At 39.8% G+C, this 26,850-nt stretch carries 24 protein-coding genes; 9 read left to right on the top strand and 15 right to left on the bottom strand.

Annotated features, from left to right (window positions below; genetic code table 11):
• The first annotated feature begins 84 nt into the window (after window positions 1-84).
• Window positions 85-2,817 carry a valine--tRNA ligase gene (locus tag C7B62_RS07175; RefSeq protein ID WP_106234099.1) on the top strand — a complete coding sequence of 911 codons (2,733 nt, stop codon included), beginning with the start codon at window positions 85-87 and terminating at the stop codon, window positions 2,815-2,817.
• Window positions 2,818-2,978: 161 nt separating this feature from the next.
• Window positions 2,979-3,422 (top strand): hypothetical protein, encoded by a 444-nt coding sequence (locus C7B62_RS07170; RefSeq protein WP_106234096.1) that lies wholly within the window; start codon window positions 2,979-2,981, stop codon window positions 3,420-3,422.
• Between the two features lie 5 nt (window positions 3,423-3,427).
• On the opposite strand, the gene rnhA is transcribed toward C7B62_RS07170, so the two are convergent.
• Entirely contained in the window at window positions 3,428-3,922 is a 495-nt protein-coding gene (gene rnhA / locus C7B62_RS07165; protein WP_370303831.1) for a ribonuclease HI, read from the bottom strand.
• Window positions 3,923-4,259: 337 nt separating this feature from the next.
• On the opposite strand from rnhA, the gene C7B62_RS07160 reads away from it, so the two are divergent.
• Both C7B62_RS07160 and C7B62_RS07155 read left to right on the top strand, forming a co-directional pair.
• Window positions 4,260-5,108 carry an alpha/beta fold hydrolase gene (locus C7B62_RS07160; RefSeq protein ID WP_106234092.1) on the top strand — a complete coding sequence of 283 codons (849 nt, stop codon included), beginning with the start codon at window positions 4,260-4,262 and terminating at the stop codon, window positions 5,106-5,108.
• A gap of 37 nt (window positions 5,109-5,145) precedes the next feature.
• Window positions 5,146-5,550 carry a nuclease A inhibitor family protein gene (locus tag C7B62_RS07155; protein ID WP_106234089.1) on the top strand — a complete coding sequence of 135 codons (405 nt, stop codon included), beginning with the start codon at window positions 5,146-5,148 and terminating at the stop codon, window positions 5,548-5,550.
• A gap of 123 nt (window positions 5,551-5,673) precedes the next feature.
• Here the strand turns inward: C7B62_RS07155 and rpoD are convergent, their stop codons facing one another.
• Window positions 5,674-6,792, bottom strand: coding sequence for an RNA polymerase sigma factor RpoD (gene rpoD, locus C7B62_RS07150; RefSeq protein WP_106234086.1), 1,119 nt, complete (start codon window positions 6,790-6,792; stop codon window positions 5,674-5,676).
• Window positions 6,793-7,439: 647 nt separating this feature from the next.
• Here rpoD and C7B62_RS07145 point away from each other — a divergent pair.
• Window positions 7,440-8,504, top strand: coding sequence for a RuBisCO accumulation factor 1 (locus C7B62_RS07145; RefSeq protein WP_106234083.1), 1,065 nt, complete (start codon window positions 7,440-7,442; stop codon window positions 8,502-8,504).
• 139 nt (window positions 8,505-8,643) lie between these two features.
• On the opposite strand, the gene C7B62_RS07140 is transcribed toward C7B62_RS07145, so the two are convergent.
• Entirely contained in the window at window positions 8,644-9,669 is a 1,026-nt protein-coding gene (locus C7B62_RS07140; protein ID WP_106234080.1) for a polysaccharide deacetylase family protein, read from the bottom strand.
• A gap of 452 nt (window positions 9,670-10,121) precedes the next feature.
• The gene (gene tilS / locus C7B62_RS07135; protein ID WP_106234078.1) at window positions 10,122-11,096 is read right to left on the bottom strand and encodes a tRNA lysidine(34) synthetase TilS; all 975 of its coding nucleotides are present in this window, start codon (window positions 11,094-11,096) and stop codon (window positions 10,122-10,124) included.
• Window positions 11,097-11,334: 238 nt separating this feature from the next.
• On the opposite strand from tilS, the gene C7B62_RS07130 reads away from it, so the two are divergent.
• Together C7B62_RS07130 and C7B62_RS07125 are read left to right on the top strand one after the other, a co-directional pair.
• Window positions 11,335-12,384 carry a response regulator gene (locus tag C7B62_RS07130; protein WP_106234075.1) on the top strand — a complete coding sequence of 350 codons (1,050 nt, stop codon included), beginning with the start codon at window positions 11,335-11,337 and terminating at the stop codon, window positions 12,382-12,384.
• A gap of 93 nt (window positions 12,385-12,477) precedes the next feature.
• Window positions 12,478-13,380, top strand: coding sequence for a lipopolysaccharide assembly protein LapB (locus tag C7B62_RS07125; protein ID WP_233219852.1), 903 nt, complete (start codon window positions 12,478-12,480; stop codon window positions 13,378-13,380).
• 91 nt (window positions 13,381-13,471) lie between these two features.
• On the opposite strand, the gene C7B62_RS07120 is transcribed toward C7B62_RS07125, so the two are convergent.
• The gene (locus C7B62_RS07120) at window positions 13,472-14,230 is read right to left on the bottom strand and encodes a pirin family protein (protein ID WP_106234070.1); all 759 of its coding nucleotides are present in this window, start codon (window positions 14,228-14,230) and stop codon (window positions 13,472-13,474) included.
• 107 nt (window positions 14,231-14,337) lie between these two features.
• Here C7B62_RS07120 and C7B62_RS07115 point away from each other — a divergent pair, with 107 nt between their 5' ends.
• Entirely contained in the window at window positions 14,338-15,234 is an 897-nt protein-coding gene (locus C7B62_RS07115) for a LysR family transcriptional regulator (RefSeq protein WP_106234067.1), read from the top strand.
• Between the two features lie 58 nt (window positions 15,235-15,292).
• On the opposite strand, the gene C7B62_RS07110 is transcribed toward C7B62_RS07115, so the two are convergent.
• From C7B62_RS07110 to rpaB, 4 genes are all read right to left on the bottom strand, one after another.
• The gene (locus tag C7B62_RS07110) at window positions 15,293-15,553 is read right to left on the bottom strand and encodes a DUF1816 domain-containing protein (protein WP_106234064.1); all 261 of its coding nucleotides are present in this window, start codon (window positions 15,551-15,553) and stop codon (window positions 15,293-15,295) included.
• A gap of 236 nt (window positions 15,554-15,789) precedes the next feature.
• Window positions 15,790-16,422: a DUF6391 domain-containing protein gene (locus tag C7B62_RS07105; RefSeq protein ID WP_106234061.1), complete on the bottom strand. Its 633-nt coding sequence runs from the start codon at window positions 16,420-16,422 to the stop codon at window positions 15,790-15,792.
• Window positions 16,423-16,696: 274 nt separating this feature from the next.
• Window positions 16,697-17,341: a cofactor assembly of complex C subunit B gene (locus tag C7B62_RS07100; RefSeq protein ID WP_106234059.1), complete on the bottom strand. Its 645-nt coding sequence runs from the start codon at window positions 17,339-17,341 to the stop codon at window positions 16,697-16,699.
• A gap of 91 nt (window positions 17,342-17,432) precedes the next feature.
• Window positions 17,433-18,161 carry a response regulator transcription factor RpaB gene (gene rpaB / locus C7B62_RS07095; RefSeq protein ID WP_106234056.1) on the bottom strand — a complete coding sequence of 243 codons (729 nt, stop codon included), beginning with the start codon at window positions 18,159-18,161 and terminating at the stop codon, window positions 17,433-17,435.
• Window positions 18,162-18,433: 272 nt separating this feature from the next.
• Here rpaB and radA point away from each other — a divergent pair, with 272 nt between their 5' ends.
• Window positions 18,434-19,933 carry a DNA repair protein RadA gene (radA, locus tag C7B62_RS07090; RefSeq protein WP_106234054.1) on the top strand — a complete coding sequence of 500 codons (1,500 nt, stop codon included), beginning with the start codon at window positions 18,434-18,436 and terminating at the stop codon, window positions 19,931-19,933.
• Between the two features lie 65 nt (window positions 19,934-19,998).
• On the opposite strand, the gene msrA is transcribed toward radA, so the two are convergent.
• The 6 genes from msrA to C7B62_RS07065 form a co-directional block, all read right to left on the bottom strand.
• Window positions 19,999-20,475: a peptide-methionine (S)-S-oxide reductase MsrA gene (gene msrA, locus C7B62_RS07085; RefSeq protein ID WP_106234051.1), complete on the bottom strand. Its 477-nt coding sequence runs from the start codon at window positions 20,473-20,475 to the stop codon at window positions 19,999-20,001.
• Between the two features lie 275 nt (window positions 20,476-20,750).
• Entirely contained in the window at window positions 20,751-21,830 is a 1,080-nt protein-coding gene (locus C7B62_RS07080; protein WP_106234049.1) for an ATP-dependent 6-phosphofructokinase, read from the bottom strand.
• A gap of 166 nt (window positions 21,831-21,996) precedes the next feature.
• On the bottom strand, window positions 21,997-24,243 hold the full coding sequence (locus C7B62_RS07075) for a glycoside hydrolase (RefSeq protein ID WP_106234047.1): 2,247 nt from the start codon (window positions 24,241-24,243) through the stop codon (window positions 21,997-21,999).
• Window positions 24,244-24,331: 88 nt separating this feature from the next.
• Window positions 24,332-24,487, bottom strand: coding sequence for a hypothetical protein (locus C7B62_RS25620; RefSeq protein ID WP_158260640.1), 156 nt, complete (start codon window positions 24,485-24,487; stop codon window positions 24,332-24,334).
• A 124-nt stretch (window positions 24,488-24,611) separates the two neighbouring features.
• Window positions 24,612-25,646 (bottom strand): isocitrate/isopropylmalate dehydrogenase family protein, encoded by a 1,035-nt coding sequence (locus C7B62_RS07070; RefSeq protein ID WP_106234044.1) that lies wholly within the window; start codon window positions 25,644-25,646, stop codon window positions 24,612-24,614.
• 47 nt (window positions 25,647-25,693) lie between these two features.
• Window positions 25,694-26,302 (bottom strand): DedA family protein, encoded by a 609-nt coding sequence (locus tag C7B62_RS07065; RefSeq protein WP_106234042.1) that lies wholly within the window; start codon window positions 26,300-26,302, stop codon window positions 25,694-25,696.
• Between the last annotated feature and the right edge of the window lie 548 nt (window positions 26,303-26,850).

The following is a 26,850-nucleotide window of genomic DNA, read 5'->3' as shown; positions in this document are numbered from 1 at the left end:
AGCAATAAATAATCAATTAGCAAGAGTAACGGCAATGAATATACAATGAATAATTGCTGAAAACCCTACTTCTCTGCTAGTCATATGACCGCAACTGACACCAATCTTTCGACTCAATACGACCCTAAGCAAACCGAAGCCAAGTGGCAGCAATACTGGGGGTCAAAGGAAGTATTTAAAGCCGATCCTAATCATCCTGGTGAACCCTATTGCATTGTCATTCCCCCACCGAATGTTACGGGGAGTCTGCATATGGGACACGCTTTTGAGAGTGCGTTGATCGATACTTTGATTCGCTACCATCGCATGATTGGGCGGAATACCCTATGGTTGCCTGGGACGGATCACGCCAGTATTGCGGTGAGTACGATTGTCGATAAGCAGATTAAAGCCGAAGGTAAAAGCCGTGAGGATTTGGGACGGGAAGAGTATTTAAAACGGGCTTGGGCTTGGAAAGAAGAGTCTGGCACGACGATTATCAATCAGTTGAAGAGTCTGGGGGTATCGGCAGACTGGACAAGGGAAAGATTTACCATGGACGAGGGGTTGTCTCAGGCGGTGAAGACAGCTTTTGTCAAACTCTACGAGGAAGGGTTGATTTATCGTGGGAATTATTTAGTTAACTGGTGTCCTGAGTCCCTTTCGGCAGTATCGGATTTGGAAGCGGAGAATCAAGAGGTAGATGGGCATTTGTGGCACTTGCGTTATCCTTTGACTGATGGTAGTGGTTATCTAGAGGTAGCAACAACTCGTCCTGAGACAATGTTAGGGGATACGGGAGTGGCGGTTAATCCTAATGATCAAAGGTATCAAGCTTATATTGGTAAGACTGTTACTCTACCAATAGTTGGGCGGGAGATTCCTATTGTTGGGGATGAATTTGTGGAGATGGATTTTGGGACAGGATGCGTCAAGGTTACTCCAGCCCACGATCTGAATGATTTTGAGATGGGTAAGCGCCATAACCTGCCCATGATTAACATCATGAATAAAGATGGTAGTCTCAATGAAAATGCAGGGGAGTTTCAGGGACAGGATCGCTTTGTTGCCCGTAAGAATGTAGTTAAGAAACTAGAAGAGTTAGGTAATTTAGTTAAGATTGAGGACTATCGCCATAGCATTCCCTTTAGCGATCGCGGTAAAGTACCCATAGAACCTTTATTATCAACCCAGTGGTTTGTCAAAATTGAACCCTTGGCGCAAAAAGCTTTAGGTTGCTTGGATAACGAGAATTCTCCTAACTATGTTCCCGATAGATGGAAAAAGGTATATCGAGACTGGTTAGTTAAACTTAAAGACTGGTGTATTTCCCGTCAGTTATGGTGGGGGCATCAAATTCCTGCTTGGTATGTAATATCAGAAACGGAGGGAGAAATCAAAGATAATACGCCTTTTGTTGTTGCCTACGATCAAGCAGAGGCGGAAAGTAAAGCTAAAGAACAATACGGGGATAACATTCAGCTAGAACAAGATCCTGATGTACTAGATACTTGGTTTTCTTCTGGGCTGTGGCCTTTTTCCACTATGGGTTGGCCTGAAAATACGGCTGACTTAGAGAAATATTATCCGACTTCTACTCTAGTTACAGGTTTTGATATTATCTTTTTCTGGGTCGCCCGTATGACCATGATGGCAGGTCATTTCACTGACAAGATGCCCTTTGCAGACGTTTATATTCACGGCTTGGTCTTGGATGAAAATGGACAAAAGATGTCCAAGTCGAAAAATAACGGTATCGATCCTCTTCTAATGATCGATAAATATGGTGCGGATGCCTTGCGCTATACTCTAATTACTAAAGTTGTTGGTGCAGGACAAAACATCAGCTTTGATTACGATAGAAAGAAACAAGAATCATCTTCGGTAGAGACTTCTCGCAACTTTGCTAACAAACTGTGGAATGCGTCGCGGTTTGTGATGATGAATTTGAAGGAAAAAACTCCTCAAGAATTAGGACAGCCAGACATTGAATCTTTGGAGTTAGTAGATAGATGGTTGCTATCACGTTTCTATCAAACTGTTAAACAAACCAAAGCTAATATTGAATCTTACAGTTTGGGTGAAGCAGCCAAAGGTTTATATGAATTTATTTGGAATGATTTTTGCGATTGGTATATTGAGCTTGTTAAAACTCGTTTATGGCAGGATGAAACCTCTCAATCTCGTCAAGTAGCCCAACAAACATTAGGTTATGTCCTCGATGGAATACTCAAGCTGCTGCATCCTTTTATGCCTCATATTACCGAAGAAATTTGGCAGACTTTAACTTGTGCAGGTGGTCAGCAAACTCTAGCAATCCAGCTTTATCCTGAAGTTATGGGCGATTTAATTAATCTCGACTTAGAAACTAGCTTTGATTTGTTGTTTAACACTATCAGTACAATTCGCAATTTACGCGCCGAGTCGGTAATTAAGCCAGGAGAAAAAATTAAAGTAATTCTACAAACCGAAAGCGATCGCGAAGCTGAGATTCTTAAATCAACCCAAAGCTATATTCAAGATATAGCTAAAGTAGGGGAATTAATTATTATTTCAAGTTTGACGGAAGATCCAGGACAGGTAATTGCAGGGGTCACAGGGACAGTACAAATATTAATTCCTTTGACTGGTTTAGTTGATGTGGCGGCACTAGCGGCTAAGTTGCAGAAAAAACTAGATAAAGTGCTACAAGATATTAAATCTCTGACTGGACGTTTGAATAATCCAGGTTTTGTCAACAAAGCCCCAGCCGACGTAATTCAGGGCGCACAGAATGATTTAGCCGAAGCTAAAAAACAGGCAGAAATATTACAAGAGCGTTTAGATCGGCTCAAGTGAAAGTATTATTGATGTATCTAGCTGGATAAATTAATGTAGTTGGCTAGATTAATTTTTTATGTCTATCATTGTTTTGATAGAAATGTTCTGATAGAAATTATTCTGTTTGGTAAAGCTACTTGGTGTGAGTCTGACTAATAAGTGATCGGTGAAGATAAGGAATGTTATACCTAGCTCAAGTTGAGATTAACCCAGAATCAGCAGAAATACAGCTTCAAGTACTCGCTCGTCAAGAATCAGAATATGTTTGGTCAGTAGATAATTCCCAGACTTTGTTCTTAACCAAAGAAAGTTCTCTTTGTGGGGGAGTATTAGTCTTAGTAGAAATAGGACAAGAGCAGCAAATAATTAGCATTCAAGATGCAAAGGAGTGGATTTTAAGCATTTTACAGCAGCATTTAACCAAAAATGCCATCAATCCCCAGTTTATTGAAACCGAACAAAACAAAGTAGAAAAGTGGCGACAAGAAATTACGGCGCAAAATCTGGAATTAAACCGTCGTGCCTTAGAAATTGAAACCCGTCGAGAGCAATTACAAGAATTAGAACAAGAATTAAAACGCGATCGCGAAGAGTTGGCTAAATTAAAAGAAAAATTAAGTTAACCATCTTAACCAGCATATCCTCGATCTGTAATTAAGTTACTACCATGGGCTGCTGCTACCGCTAGGCGGTCGCATCTTTCATTTTCGGGGATACCTGCGTGAGCTTTAACCCAGACAAACTCGACATCATGTATCTTGCAATGATCGAGTAATTCTTGCCAAAGATCGGGGTTTTTTGCCATTTCCTTACTATTTCTCCGCCAGCCATTCGCCTGCCACTTTTTTGCCCAACCTTTGACCATCGCATCAACTATATATTTAGAATCACTGTGCAGCTTAACTTTAGAATTAGATTTGAGCGATTCCAAAGCAGCGATCGCTCCCATCATTTCCATACGGTTGTTAGTAGTCAATTTATAGCCAGCAGAAAGCTCTTCTCGGCGATCTCCATCAATAATTACTGCACCATATCCGCCTTTGCCAGGATTCCCCGTACAAGCACCATCTGTATAGATAATAATGGTGTTTTCAGCAACAGAAGATTGAGATTTTGGTTTAATCGTTAGCTTTGATTTAGTAGGTGCTGCTACTTTGGGTTGAAGAGTTTTGACATAGGTAAATAATTCAGGCAATAAAGATTCAGGTAGTGCCTCAACTTCTGTCATGATTTTACTTTTGTAATCCATTGCCTATCTCAATCAATTAATTTACGCCCTTTATCATAGTTCATCCAAACTTTTAATTTTAGATAAATTTAGCCAAATAATTGCCAACACTATTGCATAACGACATGTTGCATTATTTAACAAAGATCTTAAAACAATTGAAACAACTAAAGATCTAGATTTCTCTACAGCATAAACTTAATAGTAGGAATCAAATTTATTTGCAATCAGTATGCCTACAGTTAATGTTCGTGGGGTAGATCACTATTACGAGTGGATTCGTCGTTCAGAGAATGCTCATAAACCAGTCATGGTGTTTGTACATGGTTGGGGAGGATCGGGAAAATATTGGCGTAGCACCGCAGAAGCGATCGCCGATGGCTTTGATTGTCTACTCTATGATCTCCGTGGCTTTGGTCGTTCTGTTTTACCTCAGGATGCCCCCAATTTGGGCTATAAGATGGAAGATTATGCCGATGACTTAGCTATGCTGTTGGATGTCTTAAACCTCAATCGAGTCTATCTAAATGCTCATTCCATGGGAGCCTCAATTGCCACATTTTTCCTCAACCGCTATCCCGAAAAAGTACAGCAGGCAATTCTTACCTGTAACGGTATATTTGAATACGATGCTTTAGCTTTTGCCGCCTTCCATAAATTTGGTGGTTATGTAGTCAAGTTTCGCTACAATTGGTTTTTGAAATTTCCCTTTGCCGACAGAATGTTTATGGCGCGGTTTTTACATCGTCCTATTGATAAAAGCGATCGCCTGGCATTTTTAGCAGATTTCCTTTTGGCTGATTACGCAGCTGCCGTAGGGACAATCTATACTTCCGTTAGCAAAGAAGCAGTAGAAATCATGCCTCAAGAATTTGCCAAACTAACAGTACCTACCCTCATGGTGTCGGGAGAAAAAGATATTATCATTCCCGCCATCATGGGTAAACAAGCAGCAGCATTAAACGACAAGATTGAATATGTAGAACTACCAAAAACCGCTCACTTTCCCATGCTAGAAGACAAGCTAGCCTACTTAAAAACAATCAAAAAATTCTTACAAGTTAGTAGCACAGTAGCTTAACCGACCAAACCAACTTACTGATAGTTGCTCATTGCTCATGAACAATCCTGATCAAAAATTAATTGAACAACTGGAACTAGCCACCAAAGATCTACTTTGGCTTAGTGAAACAGAATATCCAATGCAGGTTGTCTATTGGCAGGACGAAAATAATTTTACTCAAGAAACCTTATTACAACAGCATAACTATTCCCCTGACACAAAAATAACTACCAAAGAATTTGCTGCTTTCTTTACTGCTGCCACCAAACAAGAAACTTGGCATAACGAAGCCGAACAAGCTCAAGTAAAAAAATATCAAGCTTTAGTCAATTTAATGACAGAAAACCTCACAAACATCAAAGTATATTTGCTGGGAGAGATAGAAATTGTAGCCTATATTCTAGGGACAACTCAGCATAAGGCGATCGCTGGAGTAACCACTCAAATAGTCGCTACGTAATTAACTAATAGACTTCAGCGTAGCGACAATAGAGCTATTGTCAAAAAGGGTCTGACAATAAATGCCGTTCCCTTTTTGCTTACTGTTTTTACTTTCTATCTAAAGTTAGATTATTTTATTGGTTTAACGAATGTATTCTTTTAATATGCTGTTGCGGTTAGGATGACGTAATTTGCGTAATGCTTTAGCCTCAATTTGACGAATACGCTCACGGGTAACATTAAATATTTGACCGATTTCCTCTAATGTTTTCATGCGACCATCATCTAAACCATAACGAAGACGCAGAACATCGCGTTCACGAGGACTTAGGGTATCTAAGACGCTTTCTAGGTCTTCTCTCAATAGACTTTTTGAAACCTGATCTTCCGGAGTTTCCCCATCAGCCTCAATAAAATCGCCCAAACGGGAGTCCTCTTCTTTACCAATGGGTGTTTCTAAGGATATTGGTAATTGAGCCGATTTAGCGATAAATCTAAGCTTCTCAATCGTCATTTCCATGCGAGTAGCAATTTCCTCTTCCGTAGGTTTGCGACCTCTTTCTTGGGAAAGTAATTTAGTAGTTTTTTTAATGCGAGAAATAGTTTCATAAAGGTGAACAGGAAGGCGAATTGTGCGAGACTGATCGGCGATCGCCCGAGTAATTGCCTGTCTAATCCACCAGGTAGCATAAGTAGAGAATTTATAACCTTTTTCATGATCGAATTTTTCAGCGGCTCTGATTAAACCAAGAGAACCTTCTTGAATCAAATCTTGAAAAGATAAGCCTCGGTTCATATATTTCTTGGCGATCGATACCACTAAACGGAGGTTAGACTGTACCATTTTGTCTTTAGCTCGACGACCAATAAACAAGCGACGGCGGAATTTACGGTATTCCATGTCGACTTCTCTTGCCCATTCTTCATCAGTAGCCTCTCTACCCAGACCGTCTTCTAGGCTATCTTTAAGTCTTTCTAGTTCTAACAGGTCAGCAATTTGACGCGCTAACTCAATCTCTTCTTCTGCTCTTAGCAGTCGGATGCGACCAATTTCTTGGAGATAAATACGAATCGAATCTTCAGTGTAAGGCTTCTTTCTACCTCGTTCAGCACGCTTAGCAGTACTAGCTTTCTTTTTCTCTTTTGCTGCTGGTTTTAGATCTATACTGTCTTGATTCTTGCTGCTATCTTCATCGATTAGGCTCTCCCAATCGTTTACAGGATTGGCGATCGTTGCTAGGACTTGATTAGCTTGGGTCATGCCGTTTTCCTCTTGCTCCTTCAGTGAAAAAATAATGTATATTGTTTTAGTTAAGTTTAGTTAAGCTAGGCTCAACTATGTGTCTAATTACACTTCTACTGATCTTGAGATTTAGGAAGATTACCTTCTATTTAACAGATTGGTATTAATCCATTAAACCTCAAATTAAATTAATTGCCTATTGAGTATTATCAACTACAAATTGGCAATTGCTTTTCGATTTTAGCTTCGATTGAGATGAATTTGGTGAAGATTGGTCAGAAATTTGAGCATATTCCCCTAAAATTTTTAAAGAGGTTACAAAGTATTCTTGTAAATCCAGTTCCTTTGGCATTGTAAGCAATTTAACAAAAAATAACACGGATCAATTTTGAGGATTAACAAACTGCTCTCAAAAAGTTAATTAGCAAAAGCTATTTTCCTGACCATAATTTCATTTAATGCCCTTTATAAGGATTGTAAAGCGCAATCACAAATTATTATGACGAAAGATAGAGTAAAAATCTATAAAGCTTATTTTTTTGCGACCAAAGCTTTGAACACTCACCTGATACGTACAATCACTTAAGGAATTACCCTAAGGTTTTAAGTGAACGTAATGTATGAAAATATCATAGAGGCGATCTTATCAAAAGTAGGGAATCAAGATGTCACAAGATCAGATGAAGATGTCAGACGCAGAAGCTCAGGAGTTAATACGATCGCTGCTGCATAAAGAAGGAAGTTGGGTCGAGTGGGGACAGGGATGTCAGCAATTACAAAAAGCAGGCTACAGTCCTCAAAGGATTTTTGAAGACACTGGGTTTCAAAACAGCCAGCAGAATCTAGTTATTGTTGCTGCTCAGGTATTTGACAATTTAGTCAAGGCTGATGTTGCACCTGAAATTTTAGACTACTTCAAAGGGCCTCGCAGTGATGTTCTCTATGAATTTCGCGTACTCAATCAACAGCAGCGGGTGGATGCCAGCTTACTGGCATACGATAAACGGATCGACATAGATGGAGCATCGTTAATATCTAAGGCAATCAAAGATGTTTCCCGTATGTCTCAACTACCAGAAGCTTTTACTAATCATCCTGGGGATTGGGTGGCATATATAGCTTGGAAACGAGCCAAAGGTCAAAAAGATCTGCAACAGCGATCGCGTTTAATTGCTCAAGGATTAAGATTTGCTCATTCTGCTACTGCAAGATCGGCGATCGAAAAGTTATTGAGCGATTTTACCGTAACTAATAGCGTCTCTGAGCCACTTTTGCCTTTATATCGACTAGAGCAAGAAGAAGAATTACCTCGCATAGTTCCCTTGGCTGGTTCTTATCCTCTGGGTAACCAAGAAATTTTAAGGGTCGAGCAGGTCGAAACTCAACAGTCATTTAGCTATATAAAAGCAAAAGGTGGATCTTATGTACCAATTCCTGGTTGGCAGGTAGTGCTAAAAGCAGAAGATCCTGTAGCTTATCTCTGTCCTAGTAATCTTTTGCCTAAATATCTGGGTGGGAAAGTAGAAGAGGTTTTAGTGATCTTAGATCGAGCAAATCGCACTTGGGATGTAAACAGCTATTTTGTCGTCGAAATAGAAGGCAAATTAGAGCTACGCTGGTCTGAAACTGCTCCAGAAGAAGTAGTTATTGGACAACTCGTGTTAATTTTGCGCCCGAAAAAGATTTTGGACGAGAGTAACATTACTCAGCCATGGCAAATGGACGATTAGAGCAATGAGTAATTTAGTTTTTAGTTTTTAGTTTTTAGTTTTTAGTTTTTAGCCAATTGGGTTCAATCCCCCATTAATTGTCAACTTATAATAACAACGAAGAACTTAAGCGTATAGCTAAGAGCTATTGAAGCCATTACTAACTTAGTGAGTTCATACTTTTAGATACTTGCTTTTGTTGGGAGTTCAGACAAAGTTGAGCAATCTCTCCCATGTTTCGAGATTGCATTTTATTTTGAGTATTAAGCTTATGGTATGACTGAAGAATTTTTTCAAGAAAGCTAAGGTTTTCTGTTAGATTCACGCCAAAGTTATGGGGATGCCACCATAAATGATATATAAGTCCATGATTAGCAGCGTACTCTAGTCCTGAAGTGATGCGATGCAGGCGTAAACCGTCTAAATATTTAAGCTTGGCGGAATAGGGACGCAGAAAACGGCTAGCAGGAATATTAATGGGATAGTTAGAGTATAAGTCTGACCAAGAATAGCAATTTTGACCAGTCACATTGAAATAGGTATCTAATAGCCGTAATATACGTTTAAGAGGTTGATCCCCATCTCCTGTCTTATAGTCATTATAAATAGAGCTAGTTTCGTTGCCTCGATAACAGTCAATACCGCATTCGGCAATTGTTGTTAAATAGTCTGCATTATATTGGTTGCGCGGAAATACTAAACTGGTTGTGCTAATATTAGCTTTTTTTGCGATCGCGATCGCTGCATTAAGATCTGCTTTAAATTGTGCTTGAGTTTGTCCTGTTTCTAAACAATAATAATGGGAAAAAGTGTGAGTGCCAATTTCTTGTCCTGCATATTGCTTGACTAACTCAATTAAATCTGGACAAAAATGTAATTGTTGATTGTCTTCTTGCTTTAGAGTAGTGATGTATTGATAAGGATCTAATGTTGGTTGAGCGTAGCTTGGTAGTTGTTGCGGGATATTCTCTTGTAATTGATTAATATCAGCATAATAAAGAAACCCAACAGTAGCCCAAGTAGCGTGAATTTCATATTTTGCAAATAGCTCTAAAAGAGCAGGTATCGCTTGACGAACTCCTGCTAGTTGTTTCTGATAATCATTAAGAGAAATAACATCTCTCATCCCCCAATAAAGCTCTACATCAAGAGAAATGACAAAAGTTGCCTGAGATAAATTATTCATATTTAAATTTATAAATAGATGAGAATAAATAAATTGAAAGTTATATTTGAATACAGAACTTTGTTGTATGTCTCGTTAAAAAATACTTGATATAAATTGTTATTCAAGGTAATAAATTCTCTGTTTTTGAGTTATTGCATAACAAGCTTAACTGCAAATCAAATATATATAGCCGTACCAGATTAGGTTAGGACGTATTCAAGTTATTTGCTCGCAAGTAACAAGTAACGAGTAATGATTGTCCTAATATAAGTGCGTATCGCTATACATGCAGAGGAATTAAATTTTAAGATATTTTTTAATTATTAAATCATGAAATCATATCATAATTAAAATAAATAATATAGAGTTTCTAACGCGCGGTTAAATAACAAAAAAATTTAGATTAACTATCTACATAAGTTGAAATCTAGATAAATTAGTTAAATAGCTAAGAGTTAATAGCTAGGGCTTTACCCGTGACGGCTAAAAATAATCCATTCCCCTGATACTTCAGCGATCGCACCGCCTGGAAGAGTAGAAGTACGGCTATGATTAGGGGCGGTAATTAAATTAACAATTGCTTGAATTTGCTCAAAATTTGGCTGTCGAGACATGACGGTAGGTAAAAATTGGCGGATCGCTCGACGTTGAATAGCTAAGGATAGATGCTGTAAATCTACACGATTTAAACGATCGCCATTCGTGGCGTTTTTAAGCACTTGAGTGGCAGTATTTTCCAAATATTCTAGATCGGCTCTAAGGATCTCGGCGGTTTGTGCCAGAGAATTTTCTACTTGAGGATTAAAACGCTCCTGAAGATAGGGAATCAACTCCCCACGAATTCGATTACGCGCATAGCGATCGCTGTGATTAACCGCGTCAAACCAAATGGGTAAACTAAACTGAGTGCAAAATGCCAAAGTTTCTCGGCGATATACTTCCAACAGAGGACGGATTAGAAAAATTTCTGGAGTTAAGGAGCGTTGCCAAGTTAAAGCAGCTAATCCATCTGTCCCCGCACCACGAATTAAATTATAGAGCAGAGTTTCGGCGCGATCGCTTTTGGTATGTCCCGTAACTATATATGGAAACTCTTGTGCTTGAGCGATTTCAATCAAAGCTTGATAACGCCAGTTTCTAGCTGCTGCTTCAGTTTCTGGCAAATCCTGGGCAGTTTTGAGGTACAGTGGTAATTCCCAGTTGATAGCTACCTGACTTACCCTCTCGACTATGCCAACATCCGTTGACCACTGATGATCACAATGAGCGATCGCTAACTGCCAATGCCACTTAGAACGCAAATCCACGAGCAGCTTACCTAGACACAGAGAATCCTGTCCTCCAGATACCGCAATTAAAACCTTGGCTTGGGGAGGTAAAAGCGATCGCTGAAGTAAGATCTTATGTAATTTAGCGTGGAGATTCGTCCAATCAGTCTGAGACATACAGTAGCAAGTTGGCATTATGATGATTATCTTAAACGTCTTAAGTAATTTCAGACAGAGCGAATTATTTTGTATTGGTCATAGCAGCTTGACACTGGCGTAAAGATTGAGTGAAGAAACTTACATCAAAAAGAACCGTAGGTAATCATGTATGTGTAGTTGCTAGTAAGAAAAAACACTGAAAAGAGTCTGCACTGCTAGTAATGATTATTTGTAACTTTTTAGATTACTTTTTAATATGATTCGTGTTTTATTAGTTGACGATCAAAAAATGGTTAGGGAAACTTTGAAAATTTCCCTAGAAACGGAAACTGATATTGAAATTGTCGGTACGGCCAATAATGGTATTGCGGCGATTCAACAGGTGGAGATACTTCATCCTGATATTGTCATTATGAATATGGAAATGCCTGGTTTAGATGGTGCTAGTGCGACCAAACAAATAACCACTCGATTTGCGCAAACCAAAGTTTTGATGCACACTTCCTCTGACAATGATGAATACATCACAAAATCATTAGCAATGGGAGCAAAAGGTTATCTCTTGAAAAATGTTGAAACTCAGGATCTAGCGGGGGTGATTCGCAGTGTCAATAAGGGCTATACTCAAATTTCTCCTGGACTATTAGACAAATTATTAATTAGTACCGATTCAGGTGTCGTCATCAGCAAGCTAGAAAATTCTCTTGCTACCTATCAATCAGACAACAGCACCACGATATCTACCGCCACACCACAAAAGTTACTTTCTCAGTTAAAACTTACCAATCGTCAGCAACAAGACGAGATTAGTAAACTACGTCAGAATGTTAATAGTAATCAAGCAGAATTCCCTAAAATTAAGCAAAATCTCGCCAACTTCAAAAAATATCTTGGGCTAATATTTTTACTGTGGTTGATATCCCTTCCCTTACTAGGATTTTTTCTCTGGAGACTGGATCGCAAAACCAATAATCTTCAGGCAAAAACCAATAATTTGCAAAAAAATTTACAATCAACCGTTATTCCCCTGTCAAGAATCGGTTTATATGGAGAGTTTAGTCTCAATGGACTTGCTCAAAGAGTTGCCAAAGCTTATAAGCAAGATTCTAATTTGAATCGAGTTTCTTCAGTTTATGTTGCCCAAAAAGATGATGCGATTATCTTATTTGGCACTATTGCTGATGCTGCTCTGCTCAGACGGATGAAAAATATTGCTAAACAAGTGGATGGGGTGAAGGAAGTTGATACTAATAATGTGACAATTGAACCTGATTTGAGAAGTAACATCCTAAATTCAGCTAAATAAAACTATAAATCCGTCTGAAAATTTGCCGTTAAGTAAGACAATGCAGTAACTTGTGAGTATTAATTATTTAAAATTCAAAGTAGAGACGGTGTTGTGTCTAAAAACTGGTTAATTTCTCTGATAGCTTGCGCTAGTATATCTAGTTTATCTTTGCCTGCAAGAGGGCAAGCTGTATTGCCTTATATCCCTAAATTAGATTCGGAAAAACTTGAACTACAAGGATTACAACTACTTCAAGATGCGGTGCAGTTGATTCGCTTCCAACAATATGACTTAGCCTTACCTAGAGCAGAATTAGCCACTCAACTCGCTCCAGCAAATTCTGATGTTTGGTTTATTCTTGGCAGTCTCTACGTCCAGCAAGAAAAAATCGCTCAAGGGATTAAAACACTAGAAAAAGCTCAAAGTCTAGCTCCTGAACAAGAAGGAATTTTGTTTAGATTGGGGGAAGCCTATTTTCAAAAAGGAGATTATGAAACAGCACAAGAAAAGTTTGAGGCTGGATTAGAAATTAAAAATGAATCTCCTGATGCTCTGTTTAGCTTAGGCAACACTTATCTGAAGTTAGCTAAGTTTGATGACGCGATCGCTGCTTATGAAGAAGCTTTCCAGATGGAGGCGACTTTTTGGCCAGCATTGAATAACGTAGGACTAGTAGAATATGAAAAAGGCGATTACGACAAAGCAATTGCTAAATGGCAATCGGTAATCAAGGTAGACGGAAAACAGGCAGAACCCAGATTAGCTTTAGCAGTGGCATTGTTTTCTGAAGGAAAGGTTAATGAGGCAATCAAGTTGGGCAAAGCAGCTTTAAAACTTGATGGTCGTTATGCTGATATTAAGTTTCTCCAAGAAAATCTCTGGGGAGAACAGCTAATTGAAGATACTCGTCAGTTTCTCAATAATCCTCAGATGCAAAGGGTTATTGCCAATATCGAGCAATTTAACCCAGAGCAATTACCAGCACAAAACCAGGGTGTTCCAATTCCTCAGTAGATTTTTTGGCGTTGCTGTTCTAAGCTCCAAGCTCAATTATGCAACGCCATTTTTCTTAGTGAGAATTTTTTAAATTATCTCACTGTTTATTTCATTGTTCATTGTTCATTGCCAGATCAAACAGCAAGAACTCACTATCTGAACTATTACCAGCGATCGCAATTTCAGTTTCGTTAGTTATGGCCGCACCATCTCCTGCTTGCAGTAACTGCTCGTTGAGCTTTACTTCTCCTCTAGCCACCTGTAGCCATATTCCTCGATTATTTTTAATTGAATAGCTCAGGCGACTGGTGCGCGGAGCGCGATGCGAAGCGAGTCCTTTAGGGCAATCGCTTTTAGTTAATAAACCCAGATAAAGATTTACGTCTTGATGAATAGTGACGGAGTTATCTCTACCATCCTGTGAGCCTATCAGTGTTAATTTACCCTGTTTGATCTGTGAGCTAAAGTTTTTCTCTTCATAGCTAGGCTCTAATCCCCGTTTTTCTGGCATAATCCAAATTTGGAGTAAATGAACGGGATTGGTATCAGAAGCATTAAATTCACTGTGTCTAACTCCCGTACCCGCAGACATCCTTTGAACATCTCCTGGACGAATTACTGAACCATTTCCCATACTGTCTCGATGTTCTAATTCCCCCGATAAAACACAGGTAATAATTTCCATATCTTGATGTCCATGAGTACCAAAACCTTTTCCTGGAATTACCTTGTCTTCATTGATTACTCGTAAACTGGCAAAACCCATATGTTGTGGATCGTAATAATTGCCAAACGAAAAAGTATGTCTGCTATCTAGCCAACTGAAGTTAGCAACACCTCTTTGATTTTGAGGACGAATTGTAATCATTTGGTTTTACCTCCTTAATTGCTTCGATATATTTATTATGAATTAGATTTAAAATAAAGACAATGCGATATTATATAGACATATTGTCTCTATATTTTCTACAATTTATGGATAAGTTTGCCAGCATGAAAGCCTTTACTCAAGTAGTGCAGTCAGGAGGATTTGCTGCTGCTGCGAGAAAGATGGGAGTATCGCGATCGACAGTTAACAAGTTAGTAATCAATTTAGAAAATGAATTAAAAGTACAGTTGCTGCAAAGAAGTACTCGCCAGGTTAACCTAACACCCACAGGATTAGCTTTTTACGAACGATGTCTAAATATCTTGGCGGAAGTGGAAGCAGCGGAAATGGCAGTATCAGAACTACAGACTGAACCCCAAGGAACGCTTAAAATCAATGCACCGATGTCTTTTGGCACGTTATATCTTGGCAAGGCGATCGCCAAATTTATCGCTCAATATCCCAAATTACAGGTACAGTTAACCCTAGATGATCGCTTTATTGATCCTATTGCCGAAGGTTATGATTTAACCATTAGAATCGCTCAACCAGAAACATCTCCTAGTTTAGTGTTTCAGGCGATCGCGCCTGTTTCTAGAGTTTTATGTGCCTCCCCAGATTATCTGGCAAAATATGGTGTTCCTGATTCTCCTAATCAATTATCAGAACGTTCTTGTTTACATTACGGGCAGATAGTTACAGGAAACCAGTGGCAATTAAATTATGGTAATGAAAAACATCAGGTAACAGTCAAAGGAGTACTTTGTTCAAATAATGGTGAAATATTAAAAGATGCAGCGGTACAAGGTTTAGGTATAGCTTTACTACCTCTGTTTATTATTGAACAAGAATTGGCACTAAAGACCCTGGCGATTGTTTTACCAGATTATCAACCACCAGCGATCAATTTATGCCTTATTTATCCTTTAAATCGGCATTTAAATACCAAAAGAAAGCTGTTTGTCGAGTTTTTTGAGCAAAGTTTTGGTCAAAGCCAACTCTAGTGGACGTGGGCATAAATAAAGAGGTAATAGTAGATAATCAAGATTATGCAGACGGGGTTTATGCGCAGGCAACATCGGAATTATCGTTTAGTTGGTCAGAAATAGTCAATTCCTGTGGCTGACAGCGTTTAACCTCAGCTTTAATACCTTGAGCGTTTTCGCTCTCTAAATCTTCTATAAAACCTGGTTCAGCCAACTTAGCTTCTTTGTAAGTAGAAAAAGGGCCAAAATAATAAACACAATTCGGTTTAGCTGTAGTAACTTCTATCCAATATTGTTGAACAATATTCTTAAACAACTCGGTTAAAAAATTTTTCATTTTATTATAGTTATGACGGTGTAAATTTAGTGCGACATCACAATCTACCAGACATATAAAGAACATACCCTATTAATGATTAAAAATCTGTTCAAAGGAAACGATCTTTTTTATTTTTAAGTTCAAATATCTCAAGTTGCTGAGATTTAGATTTTGCATCCGTCGTTTAACGATCGCTTAGATTAGATTGCCAAAAATACGAAGTTCCAATTTCACCAAAGTAAAGTAGATCGAGGTTAATTCTGATCAATCCAGTTTAACTTGACGAAATAGCCCAGTTTTCCCGATTTATCGGTAATTTGAGTAATTTTATGCAGCTTGAGGTTAAAAGGTATGGCAGTGGTGATATATTTCTGGACATAGATCCCAAGATCGGGAGCCAGATAGTTTGCCGCGATCGCCGCAAATCCCATCCCCATTATTTGATGAACAGGCGATCGCGGTAAAGCAAAATGTGCCGTAACTGCCATTCCTGCTGTAAGCATCGCTGCCACAGATGAATTTGTCCCGCAACGGGGATGGAGCGCCAGATTCCATTCTCCCTGCTGTAAACGAATCAAAGCTAGATTAACTGCCTTTCTCAATTTAAACGGGTTGATTTCACCATATAAATAAAATCCTTTTTCTGTAGACAACCCACCGATAGTCTCATTGTCGGCAGAAAGATAGCTAGTGGATAATTTTGTCCTTTTAGAGTTGACGGTATCGCTCAACATCCAAACTGTTGCGTGTTCCAGAGCATGTACCTGACGAATTACTAAAAAATCTTTTAAGCCAGGAATGAATCCAAACTGTTTTAGTAACTCTATATCTCGCTCAGGATGGAAGTAAGAATCTAATTCTGAGTTGGGGAAGATAACATCGTTCATAATTCTGATTCGCGATCGCTTTAGAGTGTAGTCACAAGCTTTAAGCTTCTAGCTTGAGGTTTTTAGCTATACCAAGACGAAGCTTTAAACTCAAATTAGCTATTAGCTTCTCTGGCAGAAGCCCCGCACCGTAATCTTTGATTCGGTGGAGCAATTGCTAACCTAATTGATCTAACCTTAAAGTAATATTCTCGATCATCTCCGAATTTTTGTAGTTTACCCCACAACATTTTATTATTTGTTGGTTATTTGCCTAAAAATATTAAGTTAAGTATCAATCAATAATATTTAGAGTCACCGCTAATTTATCAGCAATACCTGCAATCCACTGTTCATCTTTTTTGGTGTAGCTACGGGGAGCATTTGCACCTAGTATTAATGCTCCTTGTGTACCAATGGGTTGACAGATAACACCTTGGGTATTTTCTGGTAAATAATCGAACTCCAATTTACCAGGATAAAGACTGAGGTTTACCAGATATACTGGTTTGCCTTTAGCTATAGCTCGTTCTAAAATAGCGCCAGGCTTTACTTGAGAGTTTTTACCAAAGACACCCCTACGTAAGATAGTCTTGCCATCATAGTAGACCAAGAGCGATCGCGTTACAGTATTAGTTAGCAATAAATGAGAAGCCCAAGCTAACTCGGTTTGAGCTGATTCAGATAGTGATTCATCTAATTCCAAACCCGTTTCACCAATAAGATCTACTGTATCGGGAGTCCGCCCTTGAATCTGTTGCCAGAGCAAACCAACTAAAATTAGTACCGCTCCTTCAATTACCCCTAGAGCATCTGAACGAGCCTGAGAATCAGTAATCTGTGCTGTCAAAAGGCGATTTATTAATAGCAAGAAACCGCCTAATCCCCCAGCAAAAAAAGGTAGCAATCGTAATATGCGATTGGCATCGTATTTATTCATTTTTAAGGCTGTTAGCTGTTAGCTGTTAGCTCTTAGCTCTTAGTTAAAATAAAATCAAAGAGATAGAGTCTGAATATTCTCTTGACTTAGCTTATTCTTCTCCTGCTTCTAGAATACGTTGAAACAAGTAACCTGTACCTCTAGCAGTCAAGATCAATTCAGGATTACTCGGATCGTCTTCCAGCTTGGCACGTAAGCGAGAAATATGGACATCTACCACGCGGGTGTCGACATGACGCTCAGGAGTATAGCCCCAAACTTCTTGTAAAATCTCCGAACGGGAAAATGGTTCTCCAGAACGACTAACTAATAACTCTAACAGGCTAAATTCCATGCCTGTTAGACGGATACGCTCATCACCTTTATATACTTGGCGTTTATTTGTATCAATCTTAATGGAACCAACGTGAATTACTCCTGAACTAGGAATCCCAGGCGCGCCATTTTTTTCAACTCGGCGCAGCACGGAGCGAATTCTTGCTTCTAATTCCTTGGGCGAAAAGGGCTTAACTACGTAATCGTCAGCACCTAATTCTAAACCAGTGATGCGATCGGCAACGTCGCCCAAAGCCGTTAACATAATGATAGGAATATCGGATTCTTTGCGTAATTCTTGACATACACCATAACCGTCTAACTTAGGCATCATGACATCTAAAACTACTAAACTTGGTTCGGCAGTTCGAAAAGTTTCTAAAGCTTCTTCACCATCAGCAGCCGTTACCACGTCATAGCCAATCATAGACAGACGAGTTTCTAAAATGCGACGGATACTAGCCTCATCATCTACCACTAAAATTTTTTCTTTATTAGTTTCCAAGTTACAACCTTCTCCTTTTTTAAGTAAGATTACTGATATTTAAGTTTAATTTTTACTGCCTCAAAGAATAATCTGCTTAATTAGCATATTCATAGTGGGTCTAATGCTCTATTCTACGGCGATTTCCCGAACTATTCTCACAATTCAGGAGTTTTTTCAGATTTAATTTATCTTTGAGGCTTTTAAACTTTCTTAGGATTGATCTTGTATTCTTCATAAAAGTGTATTACTTATCTTCTTATTTCTTCAAATCTCCAATTTTTCTTAATGAAATGGTTAAAGTTAAACAGATATATATTTGCAATAATTGTGCAGCCGAATATAGCCAATGGTTTGGCTTATGTAAGGAATGTAACGAGTTTGGCACGATTTCTGAAGAACCCATAGATATATCTTCTGGGGCGGGAACTAGTCGTGGAGGATGGCAGTCGGGGACTCGCTCTAACAATAAAGTGTCGGGAGCAGCTAAACCTAGAGTATCTTTGAAATTTTCGGAAATTAACAACGACGTTCAGGAAAGATTTCCTTCGGGTTATGGAGAATTCGATCGCGTCTTGGGTGGAGGTATAGTTCCTGGTTCTTTAGTGTTAATTGGTGGAGATCCTGGGATTGGGAAATCAACCCTTCTGTTACAGGTGGCAAATAAGCTGTCCTATACGCTCCCGCGTATTCTTTATGTTTCTGCTGAAGAATCAGGACAACAGGTTAAGTTAAGAGCTTCTCGTCTGGATGTGGCAGATACTAAAACCGCAGCAGCCAACGGCAAGGACAATGGCAAAGTTAGTCAGAAAAAAGATAATAATCTCTATGTTATGCCAGAGACGGATTTGGAAGAGATCTTACGAGAACTGGAATCTTTAAAACCCCAAGTGGCAGTAATTGATAGTATCCAAACTTTACACTTTGCTGCTCTAACTTCTTCCCCTGGTTCGGTGGCGCAGGTGCGAGAGTGTACTTCGGCATTGATGCAGGTAGGCAAAAGAGAAAACATTACCCTGTTAATTGTCGGTCATGTTACTAAAGAAGGAGCGATCGCTGGGCCGAGAGTCTTAGAACACTTAGTAGATACAGTACTTTATTTTGAAGGCGATCGCTATGCTTCCCATCGTCTTTTACGTTCGGTCAAAAATCGCTTTGGGGCAACTCATGAAATTGGTATCTTTGAGATGGCAGAGGGAGGTTTAGTCGAGGTTGATAACCCTTCTGAGCTGTTTTTAGGTAATCGCGATGAAGCTTCACCTGGGACTTCTGTGGTGGTTGCCTGTGAGGGAACTCGTCCCATTGTGGTCGAAATTCAGGCTTTGGTTAGTCCCACTAGCTATACTTCTCCTCGTCGCTCAACTACAGGCATTGACTACAATCGTCTCCAGCAAATTCTGGCAGTCTTAGAAAAAAGAGTTGGTGTACCCCTTTCTAAACTCGATGCTTATGTCGCTTCCGTCGGCGGTTTAGGCGTGGGGGAACCCGCTGCGGATTTGGGAGTGGCGATCGCCATTGTCGCTAGTTTCCGCGATCGCGTCGTCGATCCTCGCACTGTTTTAATTGGTGAAGTCGGCTTGGGAGGACAGGTGCGGCTAGTTTCACAAATGGAATTACGGCTGAAAGAAGCTGCTAAATTGGGGTTCAAAAAAGCGATCGTCCCCAAAGGTCAAAGTTTACCCGACGATCTTGGTTTGGAAGTTATCCCTATTTCCAAGGTGATTGATGCCATTATTGCTGCAATTCCCTCAGAGCGATCGGGCGATTTCTCGATGCCCGAAGAGGAAGATTAGATATTTATGATTTACTCAACATCGAGCTACTGTCAAATAATGGTATAGAACTTACGCAATTCAATTTATTTTTTGTGGCGGAGTTGAAAATATTGTTGGTGATCCTCTGTAGCAAGATAGTATTCTTTAGCTGGTTTGATCTCCGTGACAATATCTTGAGCAAAAATTTTTGACTGCTGTAGCTGTTGTTTTGACCTACGAGCAATTTGCTCTTGCTCAGAAGTATGATAGAAAATTACTGAGCGATATTGTTCTCCTCTGTCTGCACCCTGACGATTAAGGCTTGTGGGATCGTGCATTTGCCAAAAGATCTGCAACAATTCTTCGTACCCAATCACAGTAGTATCATATTCAACTTGTGCCACTTCTGCATGACCAGTAATTCTTGCTACTACATCCAGATAAGAAGGATGAGGAAAATCTCCGCCCATGTATCCCACTGAAGTTTTGATGACTCCCGACACGTTGATAAATTCATTTTCCGTTTTCCAGAAACATCCTGCACCAAAGGTAGCTATTTGTTTGTTGTTCGGATTATTCATGAAAGCGATCGCACAGCATAAGTAGGTGGGTCAAATCAATTAGAAGATGGTAAGGGGGGGGAATTGGGAAGTTAGAGAGTTGGGGAATAGAGATAGCTAACTAATTGCCATCAAAATCTATTTTGTCTTTGGTTTTATATTTAATTCCACCTGCTTACTTACTTACTTACTTACTTACCAAATCTTCTCTAATTTAAATTTTAGTGCAAGCATTGAGATCGCTTGAGAATATCAGTTAATAAGTTTTCAAGCGAAAAATGTTTCAACCCGATTAATTAATCTCCCAGACAAATACCCAAACCTCTAGCAGTTTTGACTAAAGTATCTTCAGGATTTACCGCTCGATAATCTTTAATGGCATCAGCAATAGGTACGCTTGTAACCTGTCGGTCATGCCATGCCACCATGTGATCGTATTTTTCTTGAGCAATTAATTCTACTGCCGCTACGCCAAATGCCGATGCCAGAATGCGATCTAAAGGCGAAGATATCCCCCCCCGTTGAGTATGACCTAATACTGTCACTCTAGTTTCTGCACCGCTTTTTTGGGTAATTTGCTCTGCTAAATACTGACCAATGCCCCCTAGGCGACAATCGGCAAAATGACCCTGTTCTAGTACCTCTCCTGCTTCAGTGCAAACAGCTTCAGAGACAACGGCGATCGAATAATCCTGTCCTCTAGCCTGTCTTTTTTTAATATGGTCACAGATGTTTTCGATTTTATAGGGAATTTCAGGAATCATAATCATATTTGCTCCCCCTGCAATTCCCGCATTCAGGGCGATATGTCCTGCATCTCTACCCATGACTTCCAGGATCATTACTCGGCTATGACTAGCAGCAGTAAAATGGAGGCGATCGATCGCTTCTGTAGCAATATTTACTGCCGTATCAAATCCAATCGAGCGTTCGGTAATACCCACGTCATTATCAATGGTTTTAGGAATACCCACTAGGTTAATTCCTCCTTGCTGTGCCAGCTTGCGCAGGATAGCTAAACTACCATCTCCGCCAATCCCAATCAGCGCATCTAAGTCTAGCTGTTGATATCCGGCAATAATTTCTTGCGAGCGATCGCGTAATTCACCATTAGACATCGGAAAAGCAAAGGGATCTCCTTTATTGGTAGTACCTAAAATTGTCCCTCCCATCGTCAAGAGGCGATCGACCTGAGTAATATCCAAAGGGATTGCTTCAGGAGGACGAGACATCAAGCCATGAGTCGCCTTACAAATTCCTAATACTTCCCAACCGTAACTATCTACAGCACAATGAGTTACCGCTCGAATCACCGCATTCAATCCCGCACAGTCACCACCACTGGTTAAAATACCAATCCGTTTTCTCTCTGGCATTTAATTTTAGATTTATATCTATTTACCCTCTAATTTTTCCGTTCAATGGCAACAAAGGCTAGAAAATTACACAAAATTCCACAAAGCAGATAGTCATTGCTCATTGTGAGATAGTCCGTTGGCGGAGAAACCCCGCTTAAAGGAACTGTCGAGGTTGCTCATTGAATTAAGGTGCTTGAAGGTGAATCAACTTATTTTCGGGAACAAAACTCTGAAATTCACCATGATCGGCAAATATCGCGAGTATTTCTAGGGGATAATCGGGTTCTATGTGCAAATCGGCCCAAGGAACGGCAATTTCTAGACATTGATTGAAAACTGCCTCAGCACGACAGGCGCGAATCTGCCATTGACCATGGCTATGAGACTCTTGTAACCACACTGATTCAGTAATTAAGTTAATGCCTAGATGATGGTGGAAATGATAGTTTAACGGCGCTTCGTCAGGTAAACTAGCAATCGGCGCAGGACTATTATGATTTGTGACTCCTGGATAGTACCAAAGTAGATGTAACTCTCCTGGAATATCTTTTCCTGGCTTAACCCCTGCCTTAAAATCTAGACGCAGATAAAAATTGCGGTGATCCAAGCCATAATATAGCCGTTGAACGACACTGCTACGGTGCATTGTTCCCCTTGCGCCACCAACTTCGATTCTACCTGCATGATCCCAGTCTTGTTCATCACCCACACCGTTAATCATCGGATGAATAAAGCTTTGGGGAGAGCGATCGCCTTTTACTTCATGTTTGTCTACAGGTTGATAAACTTCTTTGGGTACAGGCTCATTGAGGGCATGATAGATAGCAGCAATATGTTCGCGGAATAGCTGGTCAAACATTTCATCTTGATTAGAAGAATGCCCTTCGCCAAACCACCAAAACCAGTCTGAACCTTCAGCAGCATATAATGCTTCCCATGCTTCTGGGTTTGTTTCTTCTGTTGCTTCTGGGTGTCTAGCTAAGGTTTCTCTAGCTGCGGTTAAGAGATCCCAAGCACGGTTTTTAACAGGATCGCCAATCCAAGTCGTAAAGCTACCGTCTACCCATGAACCACTGTGTAGCTGCTGGGAAGGAATTGTTTCTGTAGCTGGAAACTGTTGGATAAATTCTTTAACTGTTACAAGTTTGATATCTTCATCACGGCTCAATCTTTCATATAAAGCCTCCAAAAAGGGAATACCGTCACGGGGATAATATTCCCAGCAGTTTTCGCCATCTAGGGCAATAGTTACCAGCCAGGGTTTCTGTAGTGCGGTATCGGGGTGATCCTGATGAGATTTTAGCGAACGGGCGATCGCTTCTAAATGTCCGATCAGATCCGCAGCAGCATGACGGGGATTCATCCCGCTATAGGTAAAGCCAATGAGATCCGATAGTCGGTGATCGCGGAAGACGATCGCCAAATCTCCATGTTCTGTTTCTAAGCGATAGGGACGATAAAGTAATTCAGGTTCAAACACGTTACCCGCCTCATCACGATGGAAAAAACGCTGGATACTATGACCTAAGACTGCTTCATCGGAACAAATCCATTTAAAACCCTGCTGGCTGATATAGGGCAAAATTATGGGGCTAACGGATTGCTCAGACGGCCATAAACCAAAGGGTTCTTGTTCAAAGCGATCGAGATACATTTCCCAGGCAATACTCAAATGACGAGGGATATCTTCTGTCCACTGAAAACGTGTCTGAGGCAAAGACAGATTGGGTACTGCCACTCGCCCTGCATTGGTGTCGGCTAATAAAGGCAAGATGGGATGAGTGTAGGGTGTGGTCATAATCTCTAACTGCCCAGCATCCTGCATTTTTTTATGCTGAGGAATAATGCGCTTAATAATTTCTCGCTGCTTAGAATAAATTCTTTGGCGATCGCATAAGGTGAAATCTTTACCCTGTTTGAGCCAGCTAGCAATCTCTGCATCATCCCAAAACAGCGGATCGATCCAGGCTAAATTATGCCAAGCTAACAAATCGCTATAGTCTTGCTCTGTCCAATTCTCTAAACACCAAGCAGCTCCTTTGTCCTGGCGCTGGTGATACAGTTGAGCATAACGCGGATGGGGTTCAACTAAAGTATGAAAATAACCATCAAAAAAGTGCTGAATAATATATTGTTTATCTTTGACCTTTAATTGCGCTTCGGGAGTTAAAGCCAAAGCCAAATAAGGATCGATCGCCTCTCCTTCAGCATAGTCTTCCAGTTGCAACATTAAAGAAGGCACAAGATTAACTGTCTGATGTAGTTTGGGATAGCGCTCCAACATCAAAACTAGATCTAAATAATCTTTTGTTCCGTGTAATCTTACCCAAGGTAAACGATACTGTCCCCAAGCATCCGAGTCTGCTTCTCTCGACTTATATAAAGGTTGATGTTGATGCCAGACAAAAGCTACGTAGAGAGGATGAGACATAGATTAAGCGTACCGTTAGGGAGTATAAACTGTTTGATGAGTATGGACACTCAAGATTAATATAGATCTTTATCTCTAATTAAGATGCTTAAGACAAAAGAAAACTGTAGAGGATCAAAAAAGCGATCGCTTTTTTGTGATAGTGGTATTTCTCAAACAAGTAAGCCAAATAAGGATCGATTACGCAGTTGCTTATAATCTCGGCGATCGCCATAATCAAAACTCGAACTGGTAAGTAACTCAACTCTTGAGTACCTTTACTGCTTTTGAAATTGAATTATTGTGAATCAGATCGAGCGATCGCATATTTGAGAGAACAGTATACAGTTGGGATGGTGGAAGTTAAGATAGTGCAGCTTAGACAAAAATCATCTTAAATTATTTAGAAACAATTCTACTAATTCTTGAGTTGTAACCAAAGTTTCTTGGTTTTGAAAATATAAATCATGGGTGCGATAACCTTGAGCCAGAATATTATCCCAGGCTTGTTGTAAACTCTTGACTGCATCGCCCTCTCCCCATTGCTCTAACATCATCATTGCGCTAGCTAGAGTACCTAAAGGATTTGCCTGGTTTTTGCCAGCAATATCGGGTGCAGTGCCGTGGATTGGCTCATAAAGACCAAATCCTACCTCATTTAGACTAGCAGAGCCTAATAAACCAATCGAGCCGACTAAAGCACCACCAAGATCGCTGAGGATATCCCCAAACAAGTTACCCGCTAAAATTACATCAAAGTGCTGCGGGTTAATTACTAACTGCATCGCCAAATTATCGACTAACATTGGTTCAACAGTAACATCAGGATATGCTTGAGCAACTTCTAGGACTAACTTTGTCCAAGGTAAATGAGGTAAGGCATTTTCCTTATGGGCGACGGTAAGTAAACCTCGTCGTTTCAAGGCTCCATCTAAAGCAACTTGAGCAATACGTTTAATTTGCCAATCATGATACTGCATGGTGTGATAGCCATAGTGACCCTGTTCATCTTCTCCTCTACCCGATGCGCCAAAATAAATCCCGCTAACTAATTCTCTGACAAATAAAATATCTACTCCAGATAAGTAATTTTTTTTTAAACTAGAATTATTAATTAAGCTGGGAAATGTTTTGACTGGACGTAAATTGACAAAGAAATCAAATTTCTTCCTGAGTTCTAATAACCCGCCTGTACTTACTGCACCAAAAAGAATACCATCGGCTTTGCTGCATATTTGCGCTGTTATTTCAGGAAAGTATGAGCCGTATTGATCAAAGGCTGTCTGTCCAATTTCGCCATAATCTACTTGCAGTTGGAAATCATGTTTGACCGCTACCTGATGCAAAATAGTCAGTGTTGCCTGTACTACTTCTATCCCAATTCCTTCTCCTGGTAAAACGGCGATCAAATATTGATTCGTCATCATAGTTTGCTAGGCTCATTGAACCATCTAAATAGCGCCACAGTTAATTATTTATAAATACGGTGCTTTTTTCTGTTGACCACCCAATAAATAACTAAAGATATTACGGCAATGATAACCAAGATACTTATGGGCTTCAGATAAGTTTCTACTAATTTATAGTTTTCCCCCAGGATGTAGCCAGCATAAGTCAGCAAGCTAACCCAAATAATTGATCCTGCCGTTGAATAAACCAAAAAAGGCAACAAAGCCATCTTGCTAATTCCTGCGGGAATGGATATGTAAGTTCTGATGCCTGGTACAAGACGACCAATAGCCGTAGCTACATAGCCTCTGCTGTCGAACCATTTTTTAGCTTTTTCTACATCTGCGCCTGAGACAGCCAACCATTTGCCATATTTATCGGCGATCGCTTTTGTCCGTTTTAACCCCCAATATCTACCCAAGAAATACCAGGGAGTTGCTCCTGCTACTGAACCGATAGTTCCTGCAATAATTACGGTAATCAAGTTTAGCTTTCCCTGAGTTACAACAAATCCAGCTAAAGGCATAATCAGTTCCGAAGGAATAGGCGGTACTAGATTTTCCAGCGCCATCAAGACAGCAATTCCTACGTAACCGAGAGAATTTATACTATTAACAATAAATTCAAGCATGAAATAGTTCTCAAACTCCTATTACACTGATCTTGCTAGGAGCATCATAAATACCCGAATACCGCCTTTGCTGTTTTTGGTCGTTCATAAAACTAAGTTAACTAAGTCTTTTTGGCAACGCCTCTATTATGCAGATAGATAACCAGAGATAAATCTCACTGTAGATGGAATATTGCTCAAATCAATCTGAGTCAAGTGCGAATAATTACTCCCCAAGTCCCCATCTCAAAACATTTAGCTGTTCAATCGAACTTAATAATTAGATTAGCCTGATATAGTAGCAAACAAAGCGATCGCCAAAGGAAAATAATCTGTTAATGAGTTGTTAAGGTTAAAAGTTTAACTTAATAAAATCATCCTTCCTCAACAGCATAGTTCCAGGAAAACGTGAAACACACAAAAAACATAACTTAAACAACTGCAGTCGATCTAACGTCAACTAGCCATACAATTGCTTAAATACTACTTAATTTGACATCCTCCCGCCACTAATCGGAGTACCGATATAGTGGGGGATTCCTAAGACTCACGACTTAGGTTTCTGTTTC

Origin of the sequence: Pleurocapsa sp. CCALA 161, assembly GCF_003003995.1 — a bacterium.
In the GTDB taxonomy this organism is placed as follows: domain Bacteria; phylum Cyanobacteriota; class Cyanobacteriia; order Cyanobacteriales; family Xenococcaceae; genus Waterburya.
This window is presented reverse-complemented; position numbering and strand designations above follow the sequence as displayed.